Here is a 19,063-nt window from a genome sequence, read left to right on the forward strand (position 1 = left end):
CCTCAGTTAAACTGTGGGCTTCTTTTTAGTATCGCCAGACATACCATATAGGCATCAAGCTACGCGCTGCAAATTATAGCTAGCCAAGTGCTGGCTAGTATCATGCGTCCTAGAATGTAACTCATTACTACTTGTGGAGATATCATTGGTTTCTTCTACAAGGCTATCTATTTGTTGATCAATTAAAGATAGGTTACGTAAAAGAGAATCCATTGCATCACTTTGTGAAACTGACGAGTCCACTATACCGTGGTTCACTTCGTCTGCCTTGGAGATATCTTCAAGGGCAGTTTCAATATCACTAACTGACTCTTCGATAGACTCCACACAATGTTGACTTGCATTAAGTCCTTCGTCTGTAAAGCTGATCAATTCATCTGATACACGAGTCAGATCAGACAATATGCTTTCAACCTGATCAGTTGAAGTAGACGTTTTCTCAGCTAATCCACGAACTTCATCAGCAACAACCGCAAACCCGCGGCCATTTTCTCCTGCCCTAGCGGCTTCAATTGCGGCATTCAATGCCAGTAAATTAGTTTGCTCAGCGATGTTGCGAATAATCCCCAATATTTCACTTACTTTATGGACTTGGCCACTTAACTCAGTCGCTGATTCTGAAGTTGACTGGCTCTTCTCTGACAGCAGCTGAATATCTCTCATAGCCTTCGCTAGACGCTTCTGACCTTTATTAGCACTTTCCACAGCCTGCCCCAGCGTACTCGAAGATTTGTTGGCATTCTCCTTTACCGACTCTACTGAATTCTTGGTTTGCTCGCCAATGACGACCGTCTCTTTTATATCACTCCGTTGCGAGCTTACTTTAGATGTTAAAGACTCAATGTGATTCTCTAAATTATCGGCAATACCTGTCACCGCCATCGCACCTTGATGGATAGGATTCAGCGTTTGTTCTATTTTGTCGATAAACAAATTGATATGCCCCGCTAAAATACCTAATTCGTCATTGCGTTTTAAACGGATGCGTTTTTTTAGGTCGCACTCCCCCGAACCTAACTCCTCACACAGCGTAGATAAATGTTGTAGCGGCTTTAGAAGAACTTGACGCAAAATGGTCAGCAACACCGCAATCGAAAGCGCGATACAAACGATGCCAAGTATAAAAGATTGCTTCCCTAGAGAAGAGCTCAAAATATGTAAATCTTTAAAATGCCAGTAGGAAACAGCATAGCCGGTAAGCGTTTTCTTCTTTCCTGAATAAATAGGAACCGCATAAACAAATGTAGTGCGGTCATCAAATAATACCTGAGAATCCGACCATTTAAACTCGGTCAAATGAGCCTTATTACTCGCCTTATCTGTAGAAAACAGCAAGGACTTATCCGGTAAATAGATATCAAACTGCGTTAAATTACCTTCACTTGCTTTTGAAGCAGCATTCACTCTCTCTGAAATACTATTTTGTTTTTTAAACCTCACCGCACTGCCAAGCTGTTCGCTCACAGATTGTGTGGCTTGCTCAAATGACTTTTTACTCAGTTGATGAATCGCATCAGTACTACTAGACCAAATACTGTAAGATATTGCTGTAACAGCAACTAACATCAGTATTGATGAACTAGCAATCACAAGTTTGTTTATCGATAAGCGCATACAAGTCCTACCCTGTCACAAAGTCTGCATATTAATTGTGGTTATATTGAGACCTAGCTAACACATCTAACTTAAGTTATTAGTAAAAAAATCATAACCTTTCAATAGAAGGGAAAAGTGTTTAACGAAGTGTATTAGTTCTGAGATTGGCGAGTATTTGCACTAATTTTAAATTAACTACATAAAGTTTTTAGGGGGAAAGATGAACAAGCTGCTACTTCTCGTGCACATTGTTGTATTTACAGGTTACCAGCCTCTGCTCGAGCAAGTATCAAACATGCGACAACATCGAAACAAACTGAATATAGTTTTCTCATTCGATCGTAAACGGAGTATAAGAAAATATCTGAATCCGTGTTATCACAAATAGAACCCCTGTTAATACACTGAGTTTATTAACATTTTACTAAAAGACCATCTCTCATTGCTCTTTCCCAGTTTAAGTTAAATAAAATCAAAGTCTAAACGAGATGGAATATGAATTCTCACTAAAAGCATTTCCAACAAATCTACTAACTTATCGATAACCTTAGAATTCATTTTTGTCGATTGTTGTACGGTTAAAAATATTACACACTCGCGCACCGAGGTTCTGCGTCAAGATAAAATATCGAAACAACCCTACACGAAGTAACAAAAATGCGCTCCCTCATAAAATAAAACAACCTGGTTATTTATGCTTCTAAAGGCTTTATTTTTAGTAAGTTAGAGAGTGTATTACACACTCTTAATTGAACTCTGACTATATCTCACTTTAGCTGTCTCCCGTCGCTTGCTTTATCGGAGGTGGACAAATCTTTGTCTCTTCGGGTCATAAAGAAACCAGCCAAGCTTTGCCTTGTAATAACACTCAACGTCAGGAGTAAGTTAATGAATTCAAATGCTTCACACCCTCCCTCATTTGGCAAAATCTTCTCAGCTTCACTATTAGTATTCGGAAATGTATTAGGAGTAGGCGTACTCGCACTCCCTATCACAGCAGGCTTAGGCGGCTTTATTCCTGCACTTGTCGGCATCGTGGGGATCTGGTTTGTAATGCTCTTCGCCGCTTGGATTATTGCCTCTCGAATTAATCCAGAAAAGAAAAACTTCGACCTTCCTTCTTTCTACGGCCAAGAGCTAGGCAATTCAGGAAAATGGATTGCCATTATATGCAACTTGATCATCCTTTATGGTGTGTTAGTTGCTTATTTAAGCGGAATCTCTTCCATGATAACTTCGCTATTTCCTGCTCTAGCAAGTCATGAAACGCTTATTACACTTATCTATTTCTGTTTTACGACCGCACTGATTATATTCGGCTTAAAAGCGCTCAGAAGCGGTATGGTATTTTTGGTAGCAGCTACATGGATATGCTTTATCCTGATGATGGTCACTGGCTTTAGTCACTTCGATGTGCAAAACCTGACCTTTTCTAGCTGGAAATATGTTCCGATTGTTTTGCCAATCGCAGTTTCTGCATTCCACTTTCACAATATTATCCCAACCGTTTCTAAATCTTTAAACCACAACCAATCGGCTACTCGCAAGTCTATTTTATTGGGAGTATTCATGGGCTTAGTTCTTAATATGGCTTGGGTATTAGTGGTATTAGGTACACTACCTGAGAATGGCGCAGGCGCTCACTCTATTGTTTATGCTAACTGGCATGGTTTAACCGCTAACGTTCCGATGTCGGAAATTCTTAACAGTAAAGTTTTCCTATATTCAGGTTTGTGCTTTGGTCTATTGGCTGTGACGTCTTCATTTATGACAAATGGTGCAGGCTTGTTTGGTTTTATTCAGGACTTAACAACTAACTATTTGAATACAGAAAATAAACTGCTTGTTGGTGCACTAGCATTTTTGCCACCGCTTGCTGTGACATTGATTTACCCACGGCTGTTTTTGGCGGCATTATCGATTGTCGGCGGCGTAGGCGAAGACATATTGTTCGCTGTTCTACCAGCGATTGTTCTGATTAAACTGACACGCAGTACAAAACGTCACTACCAAGCAGTTGGTTACGCTATGCTGCTTGCTGGGTTATTTATCTGCCCGTTTGTTATCGGACAAAAAGTAGGCCTTATTCACCTACTTCCACCAGCTATCATCAGCTAACACTATTTACCCAAATAGCTCTATTCCCAGAGCTATTTGGGTATTGACTGCATTTCTTTATTTCTCCGGCTTTACCGTCAGATCAATCTCTTTTAAAAAGTGATATTGTTTTTCATTGAGTGGTGCGATAGCAGCAATAGGAAAGCTATTATAAACCGCCATTTTTACTCGGTTATCAAACTCAGTATTGCCACTGCTTCTGACAATTTTTACCGAGGTTAATTGGGTTTCTTTATTCAATTGCAATCGCACTTCAGTACTTAGCTTTCCCACTGCACTATTGGGCACATATAGGTTTTTCTCAATACTCTGGCGAATAATGTTGGCTGCACTTTGTACTTGCTGCGGCACACCATTATTGCCCTCGATTTTCTGCTCGGCACCATTCTGCACCGAAGTTGCAACCTCTGACTTTTGGGCTGACTTAGGAGCTGGATTGTGGGCGCAACCACCGAGGCTTAACACTGTCACAGCTAACAGGATTGGAAGGGAACTACGTTTGATCTGAGCTCGTGATGGGGCTTGTTGAGTCGTAGGAAAAAAGCGGCGGAAACTAATGCGAGATTGAATGCCCATATACAGATCGTAATCGGTGGTAATAGATTGCCCCAGACTACCTATAAAAATAGGCTAGTCAAGCTAGCCTATTTAAACCTCGAAGCACTACTATACGGTTCCCCTACGCAGCAGAAAGCACAGACTCATAACCTTTTGCCGGAAGCTTAGGAACGAGCGTCGCAAGGCAAAGAGAGACAACAGCCATGCCCGCACCGATGTAAAAGACCCAAGAAGGGTTCACCATCCAAACCATACCTAAAAGCACAGGCAATACGACTGCAGCAATATGGTTAATGGTGAAAGAAACACCAGCCGTCGAAGCAATATCTTTAGGATCAGCAATCTTTTGGAAATAAGTTTTGGTTGCAATCGCCATTGCAAAAAATAAATTGTCTGTCACGTACAATCCTGACGCTACCCAATGATTGTTGATGGCCGCATAAGAAACGAATACGCAAATTAAACCAAGGTACTCAATCAATAAAATATTACGCTCACCAATGTTGGCAACCAGTTTACCTATTTTGGGTGCCAGCCACATAGTCGCAAGTTGGTTAACAATAAAAAGCAGAGCCATATTTTCCACGGTGAAACCATATTTATCGACCATCAGAAAGCCCGCGAAAACGACAAATATCTGACGACGAGCACCTGCCATAAACACCAGTGCGTAGTACAACCAGTATCGCTTTCTCAACACCAAGTGTTTATGCTGCTGCGACTTCTTAGGTAAAACTGGAAAACGAATATACATATACAATGCTATCGCGCAGCCAATAATACCCGCAATAAGATACACATACTCAAAAGGTACCTTAAATAGATCCATTGCGACCCAAATACAGGCAAAGGTTATCAAAGCGACTAATGCCCCTTTACTGATTAAAGTACCCATATATTTCGGCGCTTCGTCTTTGCCCAACCACTGAATTTGCAATGACGTGTTCATTGTCTCGTAATAGTGAAACCCTACCGACATGACGATCGTCGTAGCGTACAACCCATAAGTTGATGGGAAGAAACCTGTGAGCGCAACACCAACGGAAAGTACAGCTAAAGCCAACACGGCAAGATATTGTTCTTTAATTAGCAGCAACAAAAATACGGCTCCAAAGGCAAGAAAGCCCGGAACTTCTCTGAGTGATTGCAACCAACCTATTTGAGTACCCGCGAAATGCGCTTCATCGACACTGAAGTTATTGAGCAGCAATCGCCACACAGAAAAAGTAATCGCGGCACAAATTGCGCTCAACAATAAAAACTGTCGAGACTGTTTAGCATTATCTGACATCAAATCTCCAATAACTATAATTGAAATGACAAGGACACATTCTATAGATAAAATCGATGTCTAGATTTATCAATACTGACACATTATTTATCAAATGCGCCAATTTGTAGAAAAAGAACAGCTGTTCAGACCGATAGAAGCCATTACTGACGAAAGGCAGGCAAACTCTGTCGGCGTGGCTCACTCTCACGAATGGTGTCAGCTGCAATACGCCACACACGGCGTCATCAATGTAAAAGCAGGCAACTACAGTTTTATTATCCCTCCACAAAGGGCTGTTTGGATACCCACTGGTGTCGTGCATCAAGTCAATAACACCGCGCCGGCCAGCTACCGCAGCTTTCATATTGAAAGTAAGTTAGGAGATAAAATTGGCAGTGACGTTAAGGTAATTCAGGTCTCACCTTTTTTGAGAGAGTTGATTCATCGCGGTTGTGATGCTTGGCAAGGCAAGTACCATATGAGTGACATTAACTCTGCCCTCATGACGCTACTCATCGAAGAAATACATCAAGCGCCAATTAGCCCTCTTCACCTATCTTGGCCAACAGATCCTCGTCTGAAACGAGTTTGCGAACTGCTGCATGACAACCCTGGAGACAACCGAAACCTCTCTGAACTCGCACAGTATTCCGGAGCCTCAGTAAGAACGCTTAACCGACTGTTCGCTAAAGAGTGCCAGCTGAATTTTACTGAGTGGCGCCAAAAGTTGAGAATATTGACAGCCCTTGAGCTTTTGCAAAATAACCGCTCGATAACCGACATAGCATTAGAATTAGGTTATGAATCTAGTTCAGCATTTATCACTGTTTTTAAGAAGCACCTGAACTCTTCACCAAAAGCTTATATACGCAATCTCACTACAGTTTAATTTTCGCCATTTGCAGACAATTTTAATAAAATTTGGCGAAATATTATCGTGCCACTACCCATTTTTTCTCCAGAGCATGGAATTCATGGCAATAATTTAATCTAATTAACCCAGTGGCAATATTGATTAAATTATCAACCGTGAAAATGAACAAAAGTAACCTAAGTACAAATACTGGACATCGATTTATTTCCAAAGCAAAAACAGCGTATAAAATACATATACATTGTCCCGATGATACTGTTTTGCATAGGTCTGTTGGTTATATTCGTATTGGAGAGAAGAAAGGACTTCAAAAAGCAATTAAGCTTCGTAATGAACTAGGCCTTTCTATGTGGGGTAAGTTTTGGCGTCGACTATTAAAAGACCCATACTTAATGACAAGATTACCTCACTCTCTTGAGCCAAAAGTCATTTACAAGCCAAGACCAACGAAAGAAGACCCCGAGTTTAAAGATGAGTGCTACATTGCCGCTTGGCGCAACTACGACCCGACAGGAAAGCTCATTTATAAAAGTGTTGTTTGCTCTGTAAATAAACATGGAAAACTTGGCGCATATACAAAAACCAAGAAAGCTTTACTTGAAGCCAATAAAGACAACTTGGAAATCCTTGAATATATGGGCCGACTTGCCAGTGTCGACTTAAAATAAGTAGATGTCGCTATTACATCTATATATACACTTAACATAAAAAATGCGGCTATAAAGCCGCATTTTTTCACTCTAAACTCAATTAAGCATTCGCTTCTCTTTGGCGAATGAACTCAAGAGCCATTTCAATGCGAGAAGCTACTCGCTCTTTTCCGATTAGCTGCATCACAGCATCTACCGATGGTGATTGACCTGCACCAGTCACAGCAACACGTAGCGGCATACCAATTTTACCCATGCCGATTTCCAACTCTTCACAAACTTCTTTAATAACATTGTGAAGGCTTTCAGTCGTCCATTCGGTTAGTTGGTTGACTTTTTCTAGTGCCAACTCAAGTGGTGCCTTTGCAACTCCGCGTAAATGCTTTTTAGCCGCTGTCGCATCAAACTCAGAGAAGTCTTCATAAAAATAACGAGACTGCTCAGCTAGCTCAACAAGCGTATTGCAGCGCTCACCAACAAGCTTAATCACTTCAGTAATCGCAGGGCCATTTTCTAGAGAAATATTCTGGTTATCTAGGTGCCATTGAAGGTGTTCAGCAACATACTCAGGATCGGAAGTCTTGATGTAATGGTTGTTCAGCCAAAGCAGCTTATCAGTGTTGAATGCTGAAGCTGACTTGCTGATCGCATTAAGGCTAAATAGTTCAATCATCTCTTCTTTAGAGAAAATTTCTTGATCGCCATGAGACCAACCTAAACGAACCAAATAGTTGTTTAGTGCATTTGGCAGATAACCTTCGTCACGATATTGCATGACTGATACCGCACCGTGACGCTTTGAAAGTTTCGCACCGTCATCACCTAGGATCATTGCACAGTGTGCAAATGTTGGCACTGGAGCGCCTAATGCTTCATAGATGTTGATCTGACGAGGTGTATTGTTGATATGGTCCTCACCACGCACAACATGAGTAATCCCCATATCCCAGTCATCAACAACAACACAGAAGTTATAAGTTGGAGAGCCATCAGTACGACGAATAATCAAATCATCTAGCTGATCGTTACCAATTTCAATTCGACCACGGATTTGGTCTTCAAATACAACGCTACCCTCTTTCGGGTTGCAGAAACGAATCACGCAAGGTTCGCCGTCTGTTGCTGCATCATTCGCTGCTTTAATTTTTGGGTGATTTGCATCGTAGCGAGGCATTTCTTTGTTCGCTTCTTGCTCTGCACGAACTTCATCTAAAAGCTCTTTAGATGCGTAGCACTTATATGCTTTGTCTTCAGCTAACAGTTTATCAACCATTTCGTTGTAACGATCAAAGCGCTTGGTTTGGTAATATGGACCTTCATTCCATTCCAACCCCATCCAAGTCATACCTTCCAAGATAGCGTCAACTGCTTCTTGAGTTGAACGCTCTAAGTCGGTGTCCTCTATACGAAGAACAAACTCTCCTCCTTGGTTCTTTGCATATAGCCAAGAATAAAGTGCCGTACGAGCACCACCTACGTGAAGATAGCCTGTTGGGCTAGGCGCAAAACGCGTTTTAACCGTCATTTGTTGAATACCTATACTTATAAACTGTTGCTGAGTGCTTCAGTAAGAAGTTAAATTTGCGCGCTATTCTATCACTCCCGTGTCAGTGACTACAATTGCTCCGCTATTATTTATTCAGCGCATTTCGGTATACACTGAATAGATGACAATACTTAATAGGATTTAGGTAAGCGCTTTGGTTCGATTCTTTGCATTACTACTGGTATTTTTCAGCACTCTATCTTTCGCAGAACCACTCTATTGGGGAGCACAGAAAGGCAAAACACAGTTTATGATTGTGGGTTCGATTCACGTTGGTGAGCAAAACATGTACCCATTGCCAAAAGCGGTCACTCAGTTCTTAAAAAGCAGTGATGGATTAATTGTTGAGGCAGATATTCGAAAGTTTAGCCCTTCAGACTTGCCTGCACCGACAGTTAAAACAGAACAAGTGCTTGATGCTAAAAGTAACAAGGAACTCAAAAGCATTAGCCAAAAGTTAGGGTTAGATGTAAGTATTTTGCAAAAATCCCCACCTTGGGCAACTGCACTAACATTGCAAATTGGTCAGTTCAAAGAGCTAGGATTATCTCCAGCATTAGGCGTCGACCACAGAGTAATGGCTTTAGCTGAGATGAATAGCGTCCCAATTATCGGGTTAGAAACTGTGGGGTTTCAGTTTAGTCTACTCACTGATTTACCCGACGGAGGTAAGTCACTGCTTAAAAACACCCTAGATGAGTTCGATAAAAGCTTTGGGTACAGTAAGTGCCTAGTGAAAGCTTGGAAAGCTGGCGATAAAACGACTCTTGATCGATTTGCAGAACAAACATCGTTTTCCCGCGACTTTGATAATAAGTTCATTTTTAGCCGCAATCGAGACTGGGCCAAAAAGCTCAGCTCCAAGAATTTTTTGCCCGTCAACGACGGCAAATACTTAATCGTGGTTGGCGCTCTGCATTTAGTCGGTAAAGACAACCTACTCACCTTGCTAAAAAGACGTGGGTTTACTGTCAAACAACTCTCATCTAGCGAACAAGCCCACTGCAAGATCTAGAAGTTCACATTGCTATCAATCAAAACGCAAAAAGGCCCCAATATTTCTACTGAGGCCTTGAATATGGTCGGTGAAAAGGGCTAGATCGGACTGGCGTTTCAGCCCCCGACTCTCTGGTTCTAAGCTATTATCGATAGAACGTAAAAAGCCCCGACAAATGTCGAGGCTTTAAAATGTGGTCGGTGAAGAGGGATTCGAACCCCCGACCCTCTGGTCCCAAACCAGATGCGCTACCAAACTGCGCTATTCACCGAATGTGCTGAATCTCTAAATCAGCTGCGCGTATATTACGGATTACACGACCAAAAGCAAGTCATTTTGACCTCTAAAACCGCCTAAGTTATGCAAGCGGTCAATATTAGAGCAAAAGTTACCAAATGTGACCAAGCACCCAGTTAATTCAACAAGCTGATAACCTAACAACATACAATTGATCTAGATCAGCATACAGTAAGTGAGCAAGTTTTAATCTAAATCCTGTCTTCGACACTTTATAGGGGGCTGTATGGACTTCTGGCTTAATCTTCTTTTTGGTAATGCAATTGGGCTTGCGTCCATGATAGTGATCCTTGGTGCACTAAGCCTTATGCTTTTTTATGGCGTATTTTTCATCTATAAAGTTAAGAATGACAAATCTCCTCACTAGATCGCTTAGCTTCTATTTATTTGACTTGGGTAAATAGAACGTGCTTTGCACCGAAGTAGGTACTTTATCTACTTCGGTTTTTTATTATCTGAAAACTTCAACTCGCTAGCCCTATTCACTTGTTGTTAGATATACTCTGCCTATGTCGTACCAAGATAGTGAGTAAAGCAATGTCTGAAGATTCTGACTTGTTTAAAGAGATGATGGCTGATGTTAAGCCTCTACAAAATGATACTGCTGAATTAAAAAGACAATTTCAATCAACCGAATCTCACGCAGCAAAGCGGCAAGCCGCAATGTCATTGGATAGCGATGACCCAGAGTACTTATCAATTGATCATGCACCAATGATAAAGCCAGATGACGTAGTCGAGTTTAAGCGCGATGGTGTTCAAGAAGGTGTGTATAGAAAATTACGCTTAGGCAAATACCCGATCCAAGCTAAGCTTGATCTCCACAGAAAAACTCTAAAAGAAGCTCGAGATGAAGTAGTGAAGTTCCTCAAGCAATGTATTCGTCTTGATATTCGTACAGCCATCATTATCCATGGCCGCGGAGAGAAATCTAACCCGCCCGCGTTAATGAAGAGCTATACATCAAGCTGGCTACAACAAATAAAGGATGTGCAGTGCTGTCACAGTGCCCTAAGACATCATGGTGGCAGTGGGGCGCTATATGTGCTGCTGAGAAAAAGTAACGAGAAAAAGCTGGAAAATAGAGAGCGCCATCAGAAAAGAATGAGTTAAATCAGAAACAGCCGGACTACAAGATTTCATAGATGCTCACTCAATTGCCTTGAGGTTGATTGGCTATCCGTATATTATTCGCCCACTTCCATTCCGTTGTGAAACGTTAAGAGAACATCATGACCCAAACCAACAGCAAAAGACTCAATAAATTTATTAGTGAAACCGGATTTTGTTCACGTCGAGAAGCAGATAAGCTAATTGAACAAGGCCGAGTCACTATCAATCAGCAAGTCCCAGAAAAAGGCACGCAAGTCTGCCCGGGCGATGAAGTCTGTATCGATGGCAAGCCTGTTCGCGCGAAAGAAAAGCCCATATATATTGCTCTCAATAAACCAACCGGTATTACCTGCACTACTGAAAGAGATATACCGGGTAATATTGTCGACTTCATTGGTCACAAAAAACGTATTTTCCCCATCGGTAGACTAGATAAGCCTTCTGACGGATTAATCTTTTTGACCAATGATGGTGATATCGTCAATAAGATATTGAGAGCAGGCAATAACCACGAAAAAGAGTATGTTGTTCGTGTTGATAAACCCATTACTAGCGCATTCCTAAAACAGATGGGCTCGGGTGTGAATATTCTCGACACTGTCACGCTACCTTGTGAGATTTCCAAAGAAACTAAGTTTTCTTTTCGTATCGTATTAACGCAGGGACTTAACCGACAAATTCGTCGTATGTGTGAAGCTTTGGGTTATCAAGTGCTCAAGCTGAGACGAGTAAGAATTATGAACATCACAATAGATGGCATTCCCAATGGCAAATGGCGTTACCTAACCAACGATGAGGTTGCTGAAATTTTAGTAATGTGCGAAGGTTCAGTGGGCACAGAAGAAGCGTCTAGAGCTGATAAAAAAGGCAAATACATCAAAAAGGCGACAGACGCTAAGCTATTTGATAGCCGCGAAGAAAACCATGCCTCAAAAGCAAGACGAAATCAAAAGCAGAAGACTTACCAAGGGCTCGACGCAGATAAGTTTAGGAAGAATCCAAACTCTGCAAAAGCTAACAATAAGAAACCAACAAAGGGAACCGCTAGAACATTAAAGCGCGAAGAAGACAGTTCTTCTACTTCAGCAAATCAAAAGCGAGTAAAAGGGACACTTAAACTCGGCAAGTAATTGTGTAAAGAGGCGGATAACCGCCTCTTTTTTGTCTATTTAGTACCGAAAATCTTATCACCAGCATCGCCTAGACCCGGAACGATGTAACCATTTTCATCTAGTTTTTCATCAATCGCAGCCGTATAAAGTTCAACATCAGGATGAGCTTTTTCTAATGCTTCAACACCTTCAGGAGCTGCAACTAATACCAACACTTTGAAGTTCGTACACCCTTTTTCTTTCAGTAGATCGATAGTCGCAATCATTGAACCACCGGTCGCCAGCATAGGATCAACAATAAGAGCAATACGCTCATCAATGTTAGAAGCCAGTTTATTAAAGTAAGGCACAGGTTCTAGTGTTTCTTCATCACGATACACACCAACAACACTAATTCTCGCACTTGGAATATGCTCAAGAACGCCATCCATCATACCTAAGCCAGCACGAAGAATTGGCACTACCGTTACTTTCTTGCCTTTAATTTGATCAACTTCTACTGGGCCATTCCATCCTTCAATTGTCACTTTCTCAGTCTCGAAATTCGCTGTTGCTTCATAAGTCAACAAGCTACCGACTTCCGCGGCCAATTCACGAAAACGCTTTGTGCTAATGTCACCTTCTCTCATTAGTCCAACTTTGTGTTTAACAAGAGGATGCTTAACTTCAACAACTTTCATTTCAATCTCCAGATGATATGGGGAATTATTAAAAACTTAGCAGATTATATACGTATCTATGCGGAAGATACATTATTCAACATCAATTCGACTCGCCGAATTTTAGGAATGGAAGGTTGGTTTGTTAGGGTTTGCAAGGGGTAAACATAAGCAAACAAAAAAACATGCGCAAACGTTTGCTCTTTTAGATTAAGCACTGGTAGAATAGCGCCGTTTTCACATCTAATATTAAGACCGAGGATTTCCCCGTGAGCGGTAACAACTCTTCTTTAAGCTATAAAGACGCTGGTGTAGATATCGATGCAGGTAATGCGCTTGTTGATCGAATCAAAAGTTCTGTTAAACGTACACGTCGCCCTGAAGTAATGGGTGGTATTGGCGGCTTTGGTGCACTTTGCGAACTGCCAACTAAGTACAAGCAACCTGTTCTAGTTTCTGGCACAGATGGAGTTGGAACAAAACTGCGCCTTGCTCTAGATATGGGCAAACACGATACAATCGGTATCGACTTGGTCGCAATGTGTGTGAATGACCTGATTGTACAGGGCGCTGAGCCGCTATTCTTCCTAGACTACTACGCGACTGGCAAACTGGATGTTGATACTGCGGCTGACGTAGTCACTGGTATTGCTGATGGTTGTGTTCAAGCTGGATGTTCACTAATCGGTGGTGAAACTGCTGAAATGCCAGGAATGTACGAAGGCGAAGACTACGATGTTGCTGGGTTCTGCGTCGGTGTTGTTGAAAAAGAAAACATTATCGATGGCACTAAAGTAGCAGCTGGCGATGCACTTATTGCTGTTGGTTCAAGTGGCCCACACTCAAACGGCTACTCTCTAATTCGCAAGATCTTAGAAGTCTCTGGCGCAAGCAAAGAAGAGATTCTTGAAGGTAAAAGCATTGGCGAGCACCTACTAGAGCCAACCAAAATTTACATTAAGTCTGCGCTCGATCTTATTGAGAAGCACGATATCCACGCGATTTCTCATATTACTGGTGGCGGTTTCTGGGAAAATATCCCGCGCGTACTTCCAGAAGGAACGAAAGCAGTCATCGATGGCAACAGCTGGCAGTGGCCAACAATCTTCAACTGGCTACAAGAGAAAGGCAACGTTGATACCCATGAAATGTATCGCACCTTTAACTGTGGCGTTGGCCTTGTCATAGCTCTCCCACAAGCACAGGCAGATTCAGCCGTTGAATTACTAAAAGAGCATGGTGAAAACGCTTGGGTTATCGGTAGTATTGCTCAAGCAGACGCTGCTGAAGAACAAGTTGAGATCTGCTAAGCATGAAGAATATTGTTGTTTTAATCTCTGGCAACGGAACTAACCTGCAAGCGATCATTGATGCATGTGAGAGCAACATAACCGCAGGCAAAGTAACTGCGGTATTTTCAAACAAAGCTGATGCTTATGGTCTTGAACGAGCTAAGCTTGCGGGTGCTTCAGGAGTTTTCATCGATCCTAAGCAATTTGAAACTCGTGAAGCGTTTGATCAAGAGTTGATGGAGAAAATTGACAACTATCAGCCTGATTTAATTGTTCTTGCGGGCTATATGCGTATTTTAAGCAACGGATTTGTTCGCCACTACCTAGGTAAAATGGTTAACATTCATCCATCTTTGCTGCCTAAGTACCCTGGCCTAAATACTTATCAGCGTGCTATCCATGCGGGTGATGAAGAACACGGAACCAGTGTCCACTTTGTAACGGAGCAGTTAGATGGCGGACCTGTTATCTTGCAAGCTAAGGTGCCGATTTTTGACGAAGATAATGTCGAAGAACTAACTAAGCGAGTGCAAAGCCAAGAGTACAGAATCTACCCGTTAGTGGTTGATTGGTTTGTTAATGATCGCCTTGAGATGAAAGATGGTAAAGCTTTCTTAGACGGCAATCAGCTTGGCATTCACGGTTACGCGGAAGAGTAACTGTAACCAGCAATTGTGAAAAAGGGATGCATCGTGCATCCCTTTTTAGTTTACTTACAAACGTCGCTTCTTTTTCTCTTTCGGCTTTGCGTAAGCAACATCTTTGAGTTGCTCAGCATTACCGTCAATCAATTCACCGAACTGAAATAGGGAAAACTCTCCTGGCTTCATTCTATGCCAAGTTTCGTCATTGGTAAGCGGCTGTGTTGCGATAACCGTTACAATATCATTTGGCGTCGTTTCCTCTTGGAAATTGACTGTCATTTCTTCATCAATGAGGCTAGCTTTTCCAAACGGCGCACGACGAGTGATCCAATAAAGATGATTGGTGCAATACGACATAACATACTCGCCATCTGACAAGAGCATATTGAACACGCCCCTTTCACGCAGCTTATCGCAGCACTTGGTTACAAACCTAAATACTTCCAGCATATCTGTCGGTGGCTGAGGATATTCTTTTTCAAGCTCTCCCATCAACCAACAAAATGAAAACTCGCTATCCGTTTCTCCGACTGCGCGATGACGCCCAGTTGGCCAATCTTCATAGTCTGCCAACTGGCCATTATGTGCGAAAGTCCAATACCTTCCCCAAAGTTCACGAGTAAATGGGTGAGTATTAACAAGACTCACTTCTCCACGATTTGCCTGACGAATATGGCTTATCACAGCTCGGCTTTTTATTGGATAGCTTTGAACTAAATCTGCAATTTTTGAATCACAACTTGGGTTTGGATCTTTAAATGTTCTAAACCCTTTACCTTCATAGAAGGCAATGCCCCAACCATCACTATGGGGGCCAGTATTTCCCCCTCGTTGAATAAGCCCTGCAAAGCTAAAACAAATATCGGTGGGAACATTAGCGCTCATTCCGAGCAATTCGCACATAGACTACATTCTCCCTAAAGTGTTATTCCATTTCTTTTTCAATCAGCTGGATAATGATGTGAATAATTTTAATGTGGATTTCTTGAATTCTATCCGCGTATCCAAAGTGGGGAACTCGGATTTCAATATCCGCAACTCCTGCCATTTTTCCGCCATCTTTACCTGTCAAAGCGATGGTTTTCATTCCTTTCGCTTTAGCCGCTTCAATAGCATTCAAGATATTGCCTGAGTTACCCGATGTAGATAGTCCGAACAATACATCACCTGACGCGCCAACCGCTTCTACGTAACGAGAAAATACAAAGTCATAACCAAAGTCGTTACTCACACATGATAGGTGGCTTGGGTCCGAAATCGCGATACCAGGGTAGCCCGGACGGTTTTCTCTGTAACGACCAGTCAGCTCTTCAGCAAAGTGCATTGCGTCACAGTGAGATCCACCGTTACCACACGAAAGTACTTTCCCACCTTGCTTAAATGAGTCAGCAATCAATTTTGCCGCTTTTTGAATTTGCTCGATGTTTTTTTCGTCACTAATAAATTTGTTTAATACGTCTGCCGCTTCCGTGAGTTCATTTTTTATTAGATCTAGGTACATAGGGTTTCTCTTAATTGATCGATTAATGGGTACTGAGCCGATTCTGATTGAAAAGAGCTATGTGGCTACAACAAAGCCCGAAGCTCTAAAACCTGAGTTTACATCAAGCCTTGCTCGCTTCGATAGCAGAAAAGTAACAATTTATACATCTTGGGGTAAGAAACATACTCACATTGCTGAAAGGGTGCTTTCGTCATAACTCGTCTAGCTCAAAAACAAGCATTTTCTGCTCAATTAAAATTTTTCCTTTACAAGTTGATAACAAAAACACACAATAACTGGTACGACCACATACCAGTTAACAAATCCTATACGAGGAAATAAAGTATGGCGCCCCTACTCGCTGTTATATCTTTTTTTGTTGTATTACTTGCTTGTCTTTACCACCGACGCTCTATTGTAACCACCCTATCCTTGCTCACCGCTACAATGATCGCTTTATCATTTGCTGGGTTAATAAATATTGCTGCGTGGGCAGTATTCGTTGTTTTATCCGCAGTCATTTCGATACCTTCTGTACGTCAAAGACTCATCTCTCGCCAAGCGTTTAACCTGTTTAAGAAAGTCTTACCTGAGATGTCTCAAACAGAAACCGAAGCCCTGGAAGCGGGCACAGTATGGTGGGAAGCAGAGCTGTTTGCAGGAAAGCCAAATTGGAAAAAACTCGATGCAATCAGTGCACCAAAGCTGAGCCCTGAAGAACAAGCTTTTCTTGATGGTCCGGTGAATACAGTATGTGCAATGGTGAATGACTATCAGGTCACTCACGAACTTGCCGATTTGCCACCAGACGTATGGCAATACCTAAAAGATAACAAGTTCTTCGCCATGATTATCAAGAAAAAATATGGTGGACTAGAGTTTTCTGCCTACGCTCAATCGTTGGTTCTGCAAAAGCTCACTGGCGTATCTAGCGTTTTATCTTCTACCGTAGGCGTTCCCAACTCATTAGGACCAGGCGAGCTTCTTCAGCATTATGGAACTAAAGAGCAGAAAGACCATTACTTACCTCGACTAGCCGAAGGTAAAGAAATCCCTTGTTTTGCTCTTACTAGCCCCGAAGCTGGTTCTGATGCGGGCTCTATTCCTGACTTTGGCGTAGTCTGCTATGGAGAATGGAAAGGCGAAACTGTTTTAGGCATGAGCCTAACATGGAACAAACGTTATATTACTCTTGCTCCAGTCGCCACTGTGTTAGGTCTCGCCTTCAAGCTAAAAGATCCTGACAATCTACTCGGCGATAAAAAGGATATCGGTATTACCTGTGCACTCATTCCAACCGACTTATCGGGCGTTGAAATTGGTCGTCGCCACTTCCCACTAAATATACCTTTTCAAAACGGGCCAACTCGAGGAGAGAATGTTTTTGTTCCGCTCGATTTCATTATTGGTGGCTCAAAAATGGCAGGGCAAGGCTGGCGCATGCTGGTTGAATGCCTGTCGGTTGGACGCGGAATCACCCTACCTTCAAATTCCACGGGTGGACTAAAAACGGCCGCGCTAGCTACCGGAGCATACGCTCGTATTCGTCGCCAATTCAAACAACCTATTGGCCATATGGAAGGTATAGAAGAACCGTTAGCACGTATTGGTGGTAATGCCTATGTTATGGATGCAGCCAGTACCTTGACAGTTGCCGGTATTGATTTAGGTGAAAAGCCTTCCGTGATTTCAGCGATTGTAAAATACCACTGCACCCACAGAGGGCAGCAAGGAATCATTGATGCAATGGACATCGTTGGTGGCAAAGGTATTTGCTTAGGCCCATCCAACTTCCTAGCTCGTGGTTATCAAGGAGCCCCAATAGCCATTACAGTAGAAGGCGCGAATATTCTTACTCGTTCAATGATCATTTATGGGCAAGGAGCAATTCGTTGCCATCCATACGTTCTAACCGAGATGCAATCTGTGCACTCTAATACCTCAAACGCCTTACAAACTTTTGATAGCGCGCTCACCAAGCACGTTGGTTTTACATTGAGTAACCTTGCAAGAAGTTTTTGGTTAGGGTTAACAGATGGCGTTGGCTCAAGCTCTCCAAGCAAAGATCAAACCAAACGCTACTACCAACAGGTCAATCGTTATAGTGCAGTATTAGCACTTCTTTCTGATGTATGTATGGCGACATTAGGTGGTTCATTAAAGAGAAAAGAGCGTTTGTCTGCTCGACTTGGTGATGTATTGAGCCAACTCTATTTAAGTACCTCAACACTCAAGCGCTTCGACTTGGAGGGTAGACAGAAAGAAGATCTGCCGCTTGTTCATTGGGGACTGCAAGATAGCTTATATCAAACTGAGCATGCAATAGCAGAACTGCTTGAGAACTTACCAAACAAATGGCTTGGTAAGCTGCTTAAATTCATCGTTATGCCTTATGGAAAGGTACGCAGAAAACCAAGTGATAAGTTAGATAACCAAGTAGCACAAATACTGCAAACGCCTTCGGCTACACGTTCAAGGTTAGGCCGCTACCAATTTGTGCAAGAGTGCGAAAATAGCCCTGTTGGTAAGATTGAAAAAGCATTAGAAGTCATACTAAGTGCAGAGCCTGTGTTCAATAAGATCTGTAAAGCGACAAATAGCAAAAGACCATTTGTAAGGCTAGATGAAGTTGCTGCAATTGGACTAGAGAAAAATATTATTAATAATCAAGAGGCTGAGCTGTTAATTGAAGCAGAACAAAGGCGCCTCGAAACAATCAATGTTGATGACTTCGAGCCACATGAGCTGTCTAGCTTAACTACAATACCCATCGATACGCGAAACAATCATGTAGCATAGAGAAACAAACATAGGCCACTTAACAAAAACCCCGTAACTTTAAGCTGCGGGG

18 protein-coding genes and 1 tRNA gene are annotated in these 19,063 nt (G+C 42.1%); 11 read left to right on the plus strand and 8 right to left on the minus strand.

The window, feature by feature from the left end; genetic code table 11:
• Positions 1-54 precede the first annotated feature (54 nt).
• Positions 55-1,614: a methyl-accepting chemotaxis protein gene (locus tag L7A31_RS15830; protein WP_237362728.1), complete on the minus strand. Its 1,560-nt coding sequence runs from the start codon at positions 1,612-1,614 to the stop codon at positions 55-57.
• Between the two features lie 870 nt (positions 1,615-2,484).
• On the opposite strand from L7A31_RS15830, the gene L7A31_RS15835 reads away from it, so the two are divergent.
• On the plus strand, positions 2,485-3,714 hold the full coding sequence (locus tag L7A31_RS15835) for an aromatic amino acid transport family protein (protein WP_237362729.1): 1,230 nt from the start codon (positions 2,485-2,487) through the stop codon (positions 3,712-3,714).
• A 57-nt stretch (positions 3,715-3,771) separates the two neighbouring features.
• Here L7A31_RS15835 and L7A31_RS15840 read toward each other — a convergent pair whose 3' ends face one another.
• Both L7A31_RS15840 and L7A31_RS15845 read right to left on the minus strand, forming a co-directional pair.
• Positions 3,772-4,290, minus strand: a complete 519-nt coding sequence (locus L7A31_RS15840) for a cell envelope integrity TolA family protein (RefSeq protein WP_237362730.1) — start codon at positions 4,288-4,290, stop codon at positions 3,772-3,774.
• A gap of 103 nt (positions 4,291-4,393) precedes the next feature.
• Positions 4,394-5,563 carry an MFS transporter gene (locus L7A31_RS15845; RefSeq protein ID WP_237362731.1) on the minus strand — a complete coding sequence of 390 codons (1,170 nt, stop codon included), beginning with the start codon at positions 5,561-5,563 and terminating at the stop codon, positions 4,394-4,396.
• A 94-nt stretch (positions 5,564-5,657) separates the two neighbouring features.
• On the opposite strand from L7A31_RS15845, the gene L7A31_RS15850 reads away from it, so the two are divergent.
• Together L7A31_RS15850 and L7A31_RS15855 are read left to right on the plus strand one after the other, a co-directional pair.
• Entirely contained in the window at positions 5,658-6,434 is a 777-nt protein-coding gene (locus tag L7A31_RS15850; protein ID WP_237362732.1) for an AraC family transcriptional regulator, read from the plus strand.
• Positions 6,435-6,580: 146 nt separating this feature from the next.
• Positions 6,581-7,087, plus strand: coding sequence for a Fe3+-citrate ABC transporter substrate-binding protein (locus L7A31_RS15855; protein ID WP_237362733.1), 507 nt, complete (start codon positions 6,581-6,583; stop codon positions 7,085-7,087).
• An 82-nt stretch (positions 7,088-7,169) separates the two neighbouring features.
• Here the strand turns inward: L7A31_RS15855 and gltX are convergent, their stop codons facing one another.
• The gene (gene gltX / locus L7A31_RS15860) at positions 7,170-8,594 is read right to left on the minus strand and encodes a glutamate--tRNA ligase (RefSeq protein ID WP_237362734.1); all 1,425 of its coding nucleotides are present in this window, start codon (positions 8,592-8,594) and stop codon (positions 7,170-7,172) included.
• Between the two features lie 175 nt (positions 8,595-8,769).
• Here gltX and L7A31_RS15865 point away from each other — a divergent pair, with 175 nt between their 5' ends.
• A complete protein-coding gene (locus tag L7A31_RS15865; RefSeq protein ID WP_237362735.1) occupies positions 8,770-9,630 on the plus strand; it encodes a TraB/GumN family protein in 861 nt (286 codons plus the stop codon).
• Between the two features lie 176 nt (positions 9,631-9,806).
• On the opposite strand, the gene L7A31_RS15870 is transcribed toward L7A31_RS15865, so the two are convergent.
• Positions 9,807-9,883, minus strand: a tRNA-Pro gene (locus L7A31_RS15870).
• A gap of 252 nt (positions 9,884-10,135) precedes the next feature.
• Here L7A31_RS15870 and L7A31_RS15875 point away from each other — a divergent pair.
• From L7A31_RS15875 to rluF, 3 genes are all read left to right on the plus strand, one after another.
• Positions 10,136-10,276: a DUF3149 domain-containing protein gene (locus L7A31_RS15875; RefSeq protein WP_237362736.1), complete on the plus strand. Its 141-nt coding sequence runs from the start codon at positions 10,136-10,138 to the stop codon at positions 10,274-10,276.
• A 170-nt stretch (positions 10,277-10,446) separates the two neighbouring features.
• Complete coding sequence (smrA, locus tag L7A31_RS15880) at positions 10,447-11,022, plus strand: DNA endonuclease SmrA (RefSeq protein WP_237362737.1); 576 nt, start codon at positions 10,447-10,449, stop codon at positions 11,020-11,022.
• A gap of 119 nt (positions 11,023-11,141) precedes the next feature.
• A complete protein-coding gene (gene rluF, locus L7A31_RS15885) occupies positions 11,142-12,152 on the plus strand; it encodes a 23S rRNA pseudouridine(2604) synthase RluF (protein ID WP_237362738.1) in 1,011 nt (336 codons plus the stop codon).
• A gap of 35 nt (positions 12,153-12,187) precedes the next feature.
• Here rluF and upp read toward each other — a convergent pair whose 3' ends face one another.
• Entirely contained in the window at positions 12,188-12,814 is a 627-nt protein-coding gene (gene upp, locus L7A31_RS15890) for a uracil phosphoribosyltransferase (protein ID WP_237362739.1), read from the minus strand.
• 248 nt (positions 12,815-13,062) lie between these two features.
• Here upp and purM point away from each other — a divergent pair, with 248 nt between their 5' ends.
• Positions 13,063-14,103 carry a phosphoribosylformylglycinamidine cyclo-ligase gene (purM, locus tag L7A31_RS15895; RefSeq protein WP_237362740.1) on the plus strand — a complete coding sequence of 347 codons (1,041 nt, stop codon included), beginning with the start codon at positions 13,063-13,065 and terminating at the stop codon, positions 14,101-14,103.
• 2 nt (positions 14,104-14,105) lie between these two features.
• Positions 14,106-14,744 carry a phosphoribosylglycinamide formyltransferase gene (gene purN, locus L7A31_RS15900; protein ID WP_237362741.1) on the plus strand — a complete coding sequence of 213 codons (639 nt, stop codon included), beginning with the start codon at positions 14,106-14,108 and terminating at the stop codon, positions 14,742-14,744.
• Between the two features lie 54 nt (positions 14,745-14,798).
• Here purN and L7A31_RS15905 read toward each other — a convergent pair whose 3' ends face one another.
• Positions 14,799-15,632, minus strand: coding sequence for a class II glutamine amidotransferase (locus tag L7A31_RS15905; protein ID WP_237362742.1), 834 nt, complete (start codon positions 15,630-15,632; stop codon positions 14,799-14,801).
• A gap of 22 nt (positions 15,633-15,654) precedes the next feature.
• The gene (gene lpcA / locus L7A31_RS15910) at positions 15,655-16,230 is read right to left on the minus strand and encodes a D-sedoheptulose 7-phosphate isomerase (RefSeq protein ID WP_237362743.1); all 576 of its coding nucleotides are present in this window, start codon (positions 16,228-16,230) and stop codon (positions 15,655-15,657) included.
• 25 nt (positions 16,231-16,255) lie between these two features.
• Here lpcA and L7A31_RS15915 point away from each other — a divergent pair, with 25 nt between their 5' ends.
• Positions 16,256-16,429 (plus strand): hypothetical protein, encoded by a 174-nt coding sequence (locus tag L7A31_RS15915; protein WP_237362744.1) that lies wholly within the window; start codon positions 16,256-16,258, stop codon positions 16,427-16,429.
• 128 nt (positions 16,430-16,557) lie between these two features.
• Positions 16,558-19,011: an acyl-CoA dehydrogenase FadE gene (fadE, locus tag L7A31_RS15920; RefSeq protein ID WP_237362745.1), complete on the plus strand. Its 2,454-nt coding sequence runs from the start codon at positions 16,558-16,560 to the stop codon at positions 19,009-19,011.
• The last annotated feature ends 52 nt before the right edge of the window (positions 19,012-19,063 follow it).

It is taken from the genome of Vibrio marisflavi CECT 7928 (assembly GCF_921294215.1).
Lineage (GTDB): Bacteria > Pseudomonadota > Gammaproteobacteria > Enterobacterales > Vibrionaceae > Vibrio > Vibrio marisflavi.

What these genes read in the sequence shown, in the direction of transcription:
- upp (WP_237362739.1), bottom strand. Translation starts at nt 12,814, where the DNA reads ATGAAAGTTGTTGAAGTTAAGCATCCTCTTGTTAAACACAAAGTTGGA.
- L7A31_RS15850 (WP_237362732.1), top strand. Translation starts at nt 5,658, where the DNA reads ATGCGCCAATTTGTAGAAAAAGAACAGCTGTTCAGACCGATAGAAGCC.
- lpcA (WP_237362743.1), bottom strand. Translation starts at nt 16,230, where the DNA reads ATGTACCTAGATCTAATAAAAAATGAACTCACGGAAGCGGCAGACGTA.
- purN (WP_237362741.1), top strand. Translation starts at nt 14,106, where the DNA reads ATGAAGAATATTGTTGTTTTAATCTCTGGCAACGGAACTAACCTGCAA.
- L7A31_RS15915 (WP_237362744.1), top strand. Translation starts at nt 16,256, where the DNA reads ATGGGTACTGAGCCGATTCTGATTGAAAAGAGCTATGTGGCTACAACA.
- gltX (WP_237362734.1), bottom strand. Translation starts at nt 8,594, where the DNA reads ATGACGGTTAAAACGCGTTTTGCGCCTAGCCCAACAGGCTATCTTCAC.
- L7A31_RS15845 (WP_237362731.1), bottom strand. Translation starts at nt 5,563, where the DNA reads ATGTCAGATAATGCTAAACAGTCTCGACAGTTTTTATTGTTGAGCGCA.
- rluF (WP_237362738.1), top strand. Translation starts at nt 11,142, where the DNA reads ATGACCCAAACCAACAGCAAAAGACTCAATAAATTTATTAGTGAAACC.
- L7A31_RS15830 (WP_237362728.1), bottom strand. Translation starts at nt 1,614, where the DNA reads ATGCGCTTATCGATAAACAAACTTGTGATTGCTAGTTCATCAATACTG.
- fadE (WP_237362745.1), top strand. Translation starts at nt 16,558, where the DNA reads ATGGCGCCCCTACTCGCTGTTATATCTTTTTTTGTTGTATTACTTGCT.
- L7A31_RS15875 (WP_237362736.1), top strand. Translation starts at nt 10,136, where the DNA reads ATGGACTTCTGGCTTAATCTTCTTTTTGGTAATGCAATTGGGCTTGCG.
- L7A31_RS15835 (WP_237362729.1), top strand. Translation starts at nt 2,485, where the DNA reads ATGAATTCAAATGCTTCACACCCTCCCTCATTTGGCAAAATCTTCTCA.
- smrA (WP_237362737.1), top strand. Translation starts at nt 10,447, where the DNA reads ATGTCTGAAGATTCTGACTTGTTTAAAGAGATGATGGCTGATGTTAAG.
- L7A31_RS15840 (WP_237362730.1), bottom strand. Translation starts at nt 4,290, where the DNA reads ATGGGCATTCAATCTCGCATTAGTTTCCGCCGCTTTTTTCCTACGACT.
- L7A31_RS15855 (WP_237362733.1), top strand. Translation starts at nt 6,581, where the DNA reads ATGAACAAAAGTAACCTAAGTACAAATACTGGACATCGATTTATTTCC.
- L7A31_RS15905 (WP_237362742.1), bottom strand. Translation starts at nt 15,632, where the DNA reads ATGTGCGAATTGCTCGGAATGAGCGCTAATGTTCCCACCGATATTTGT.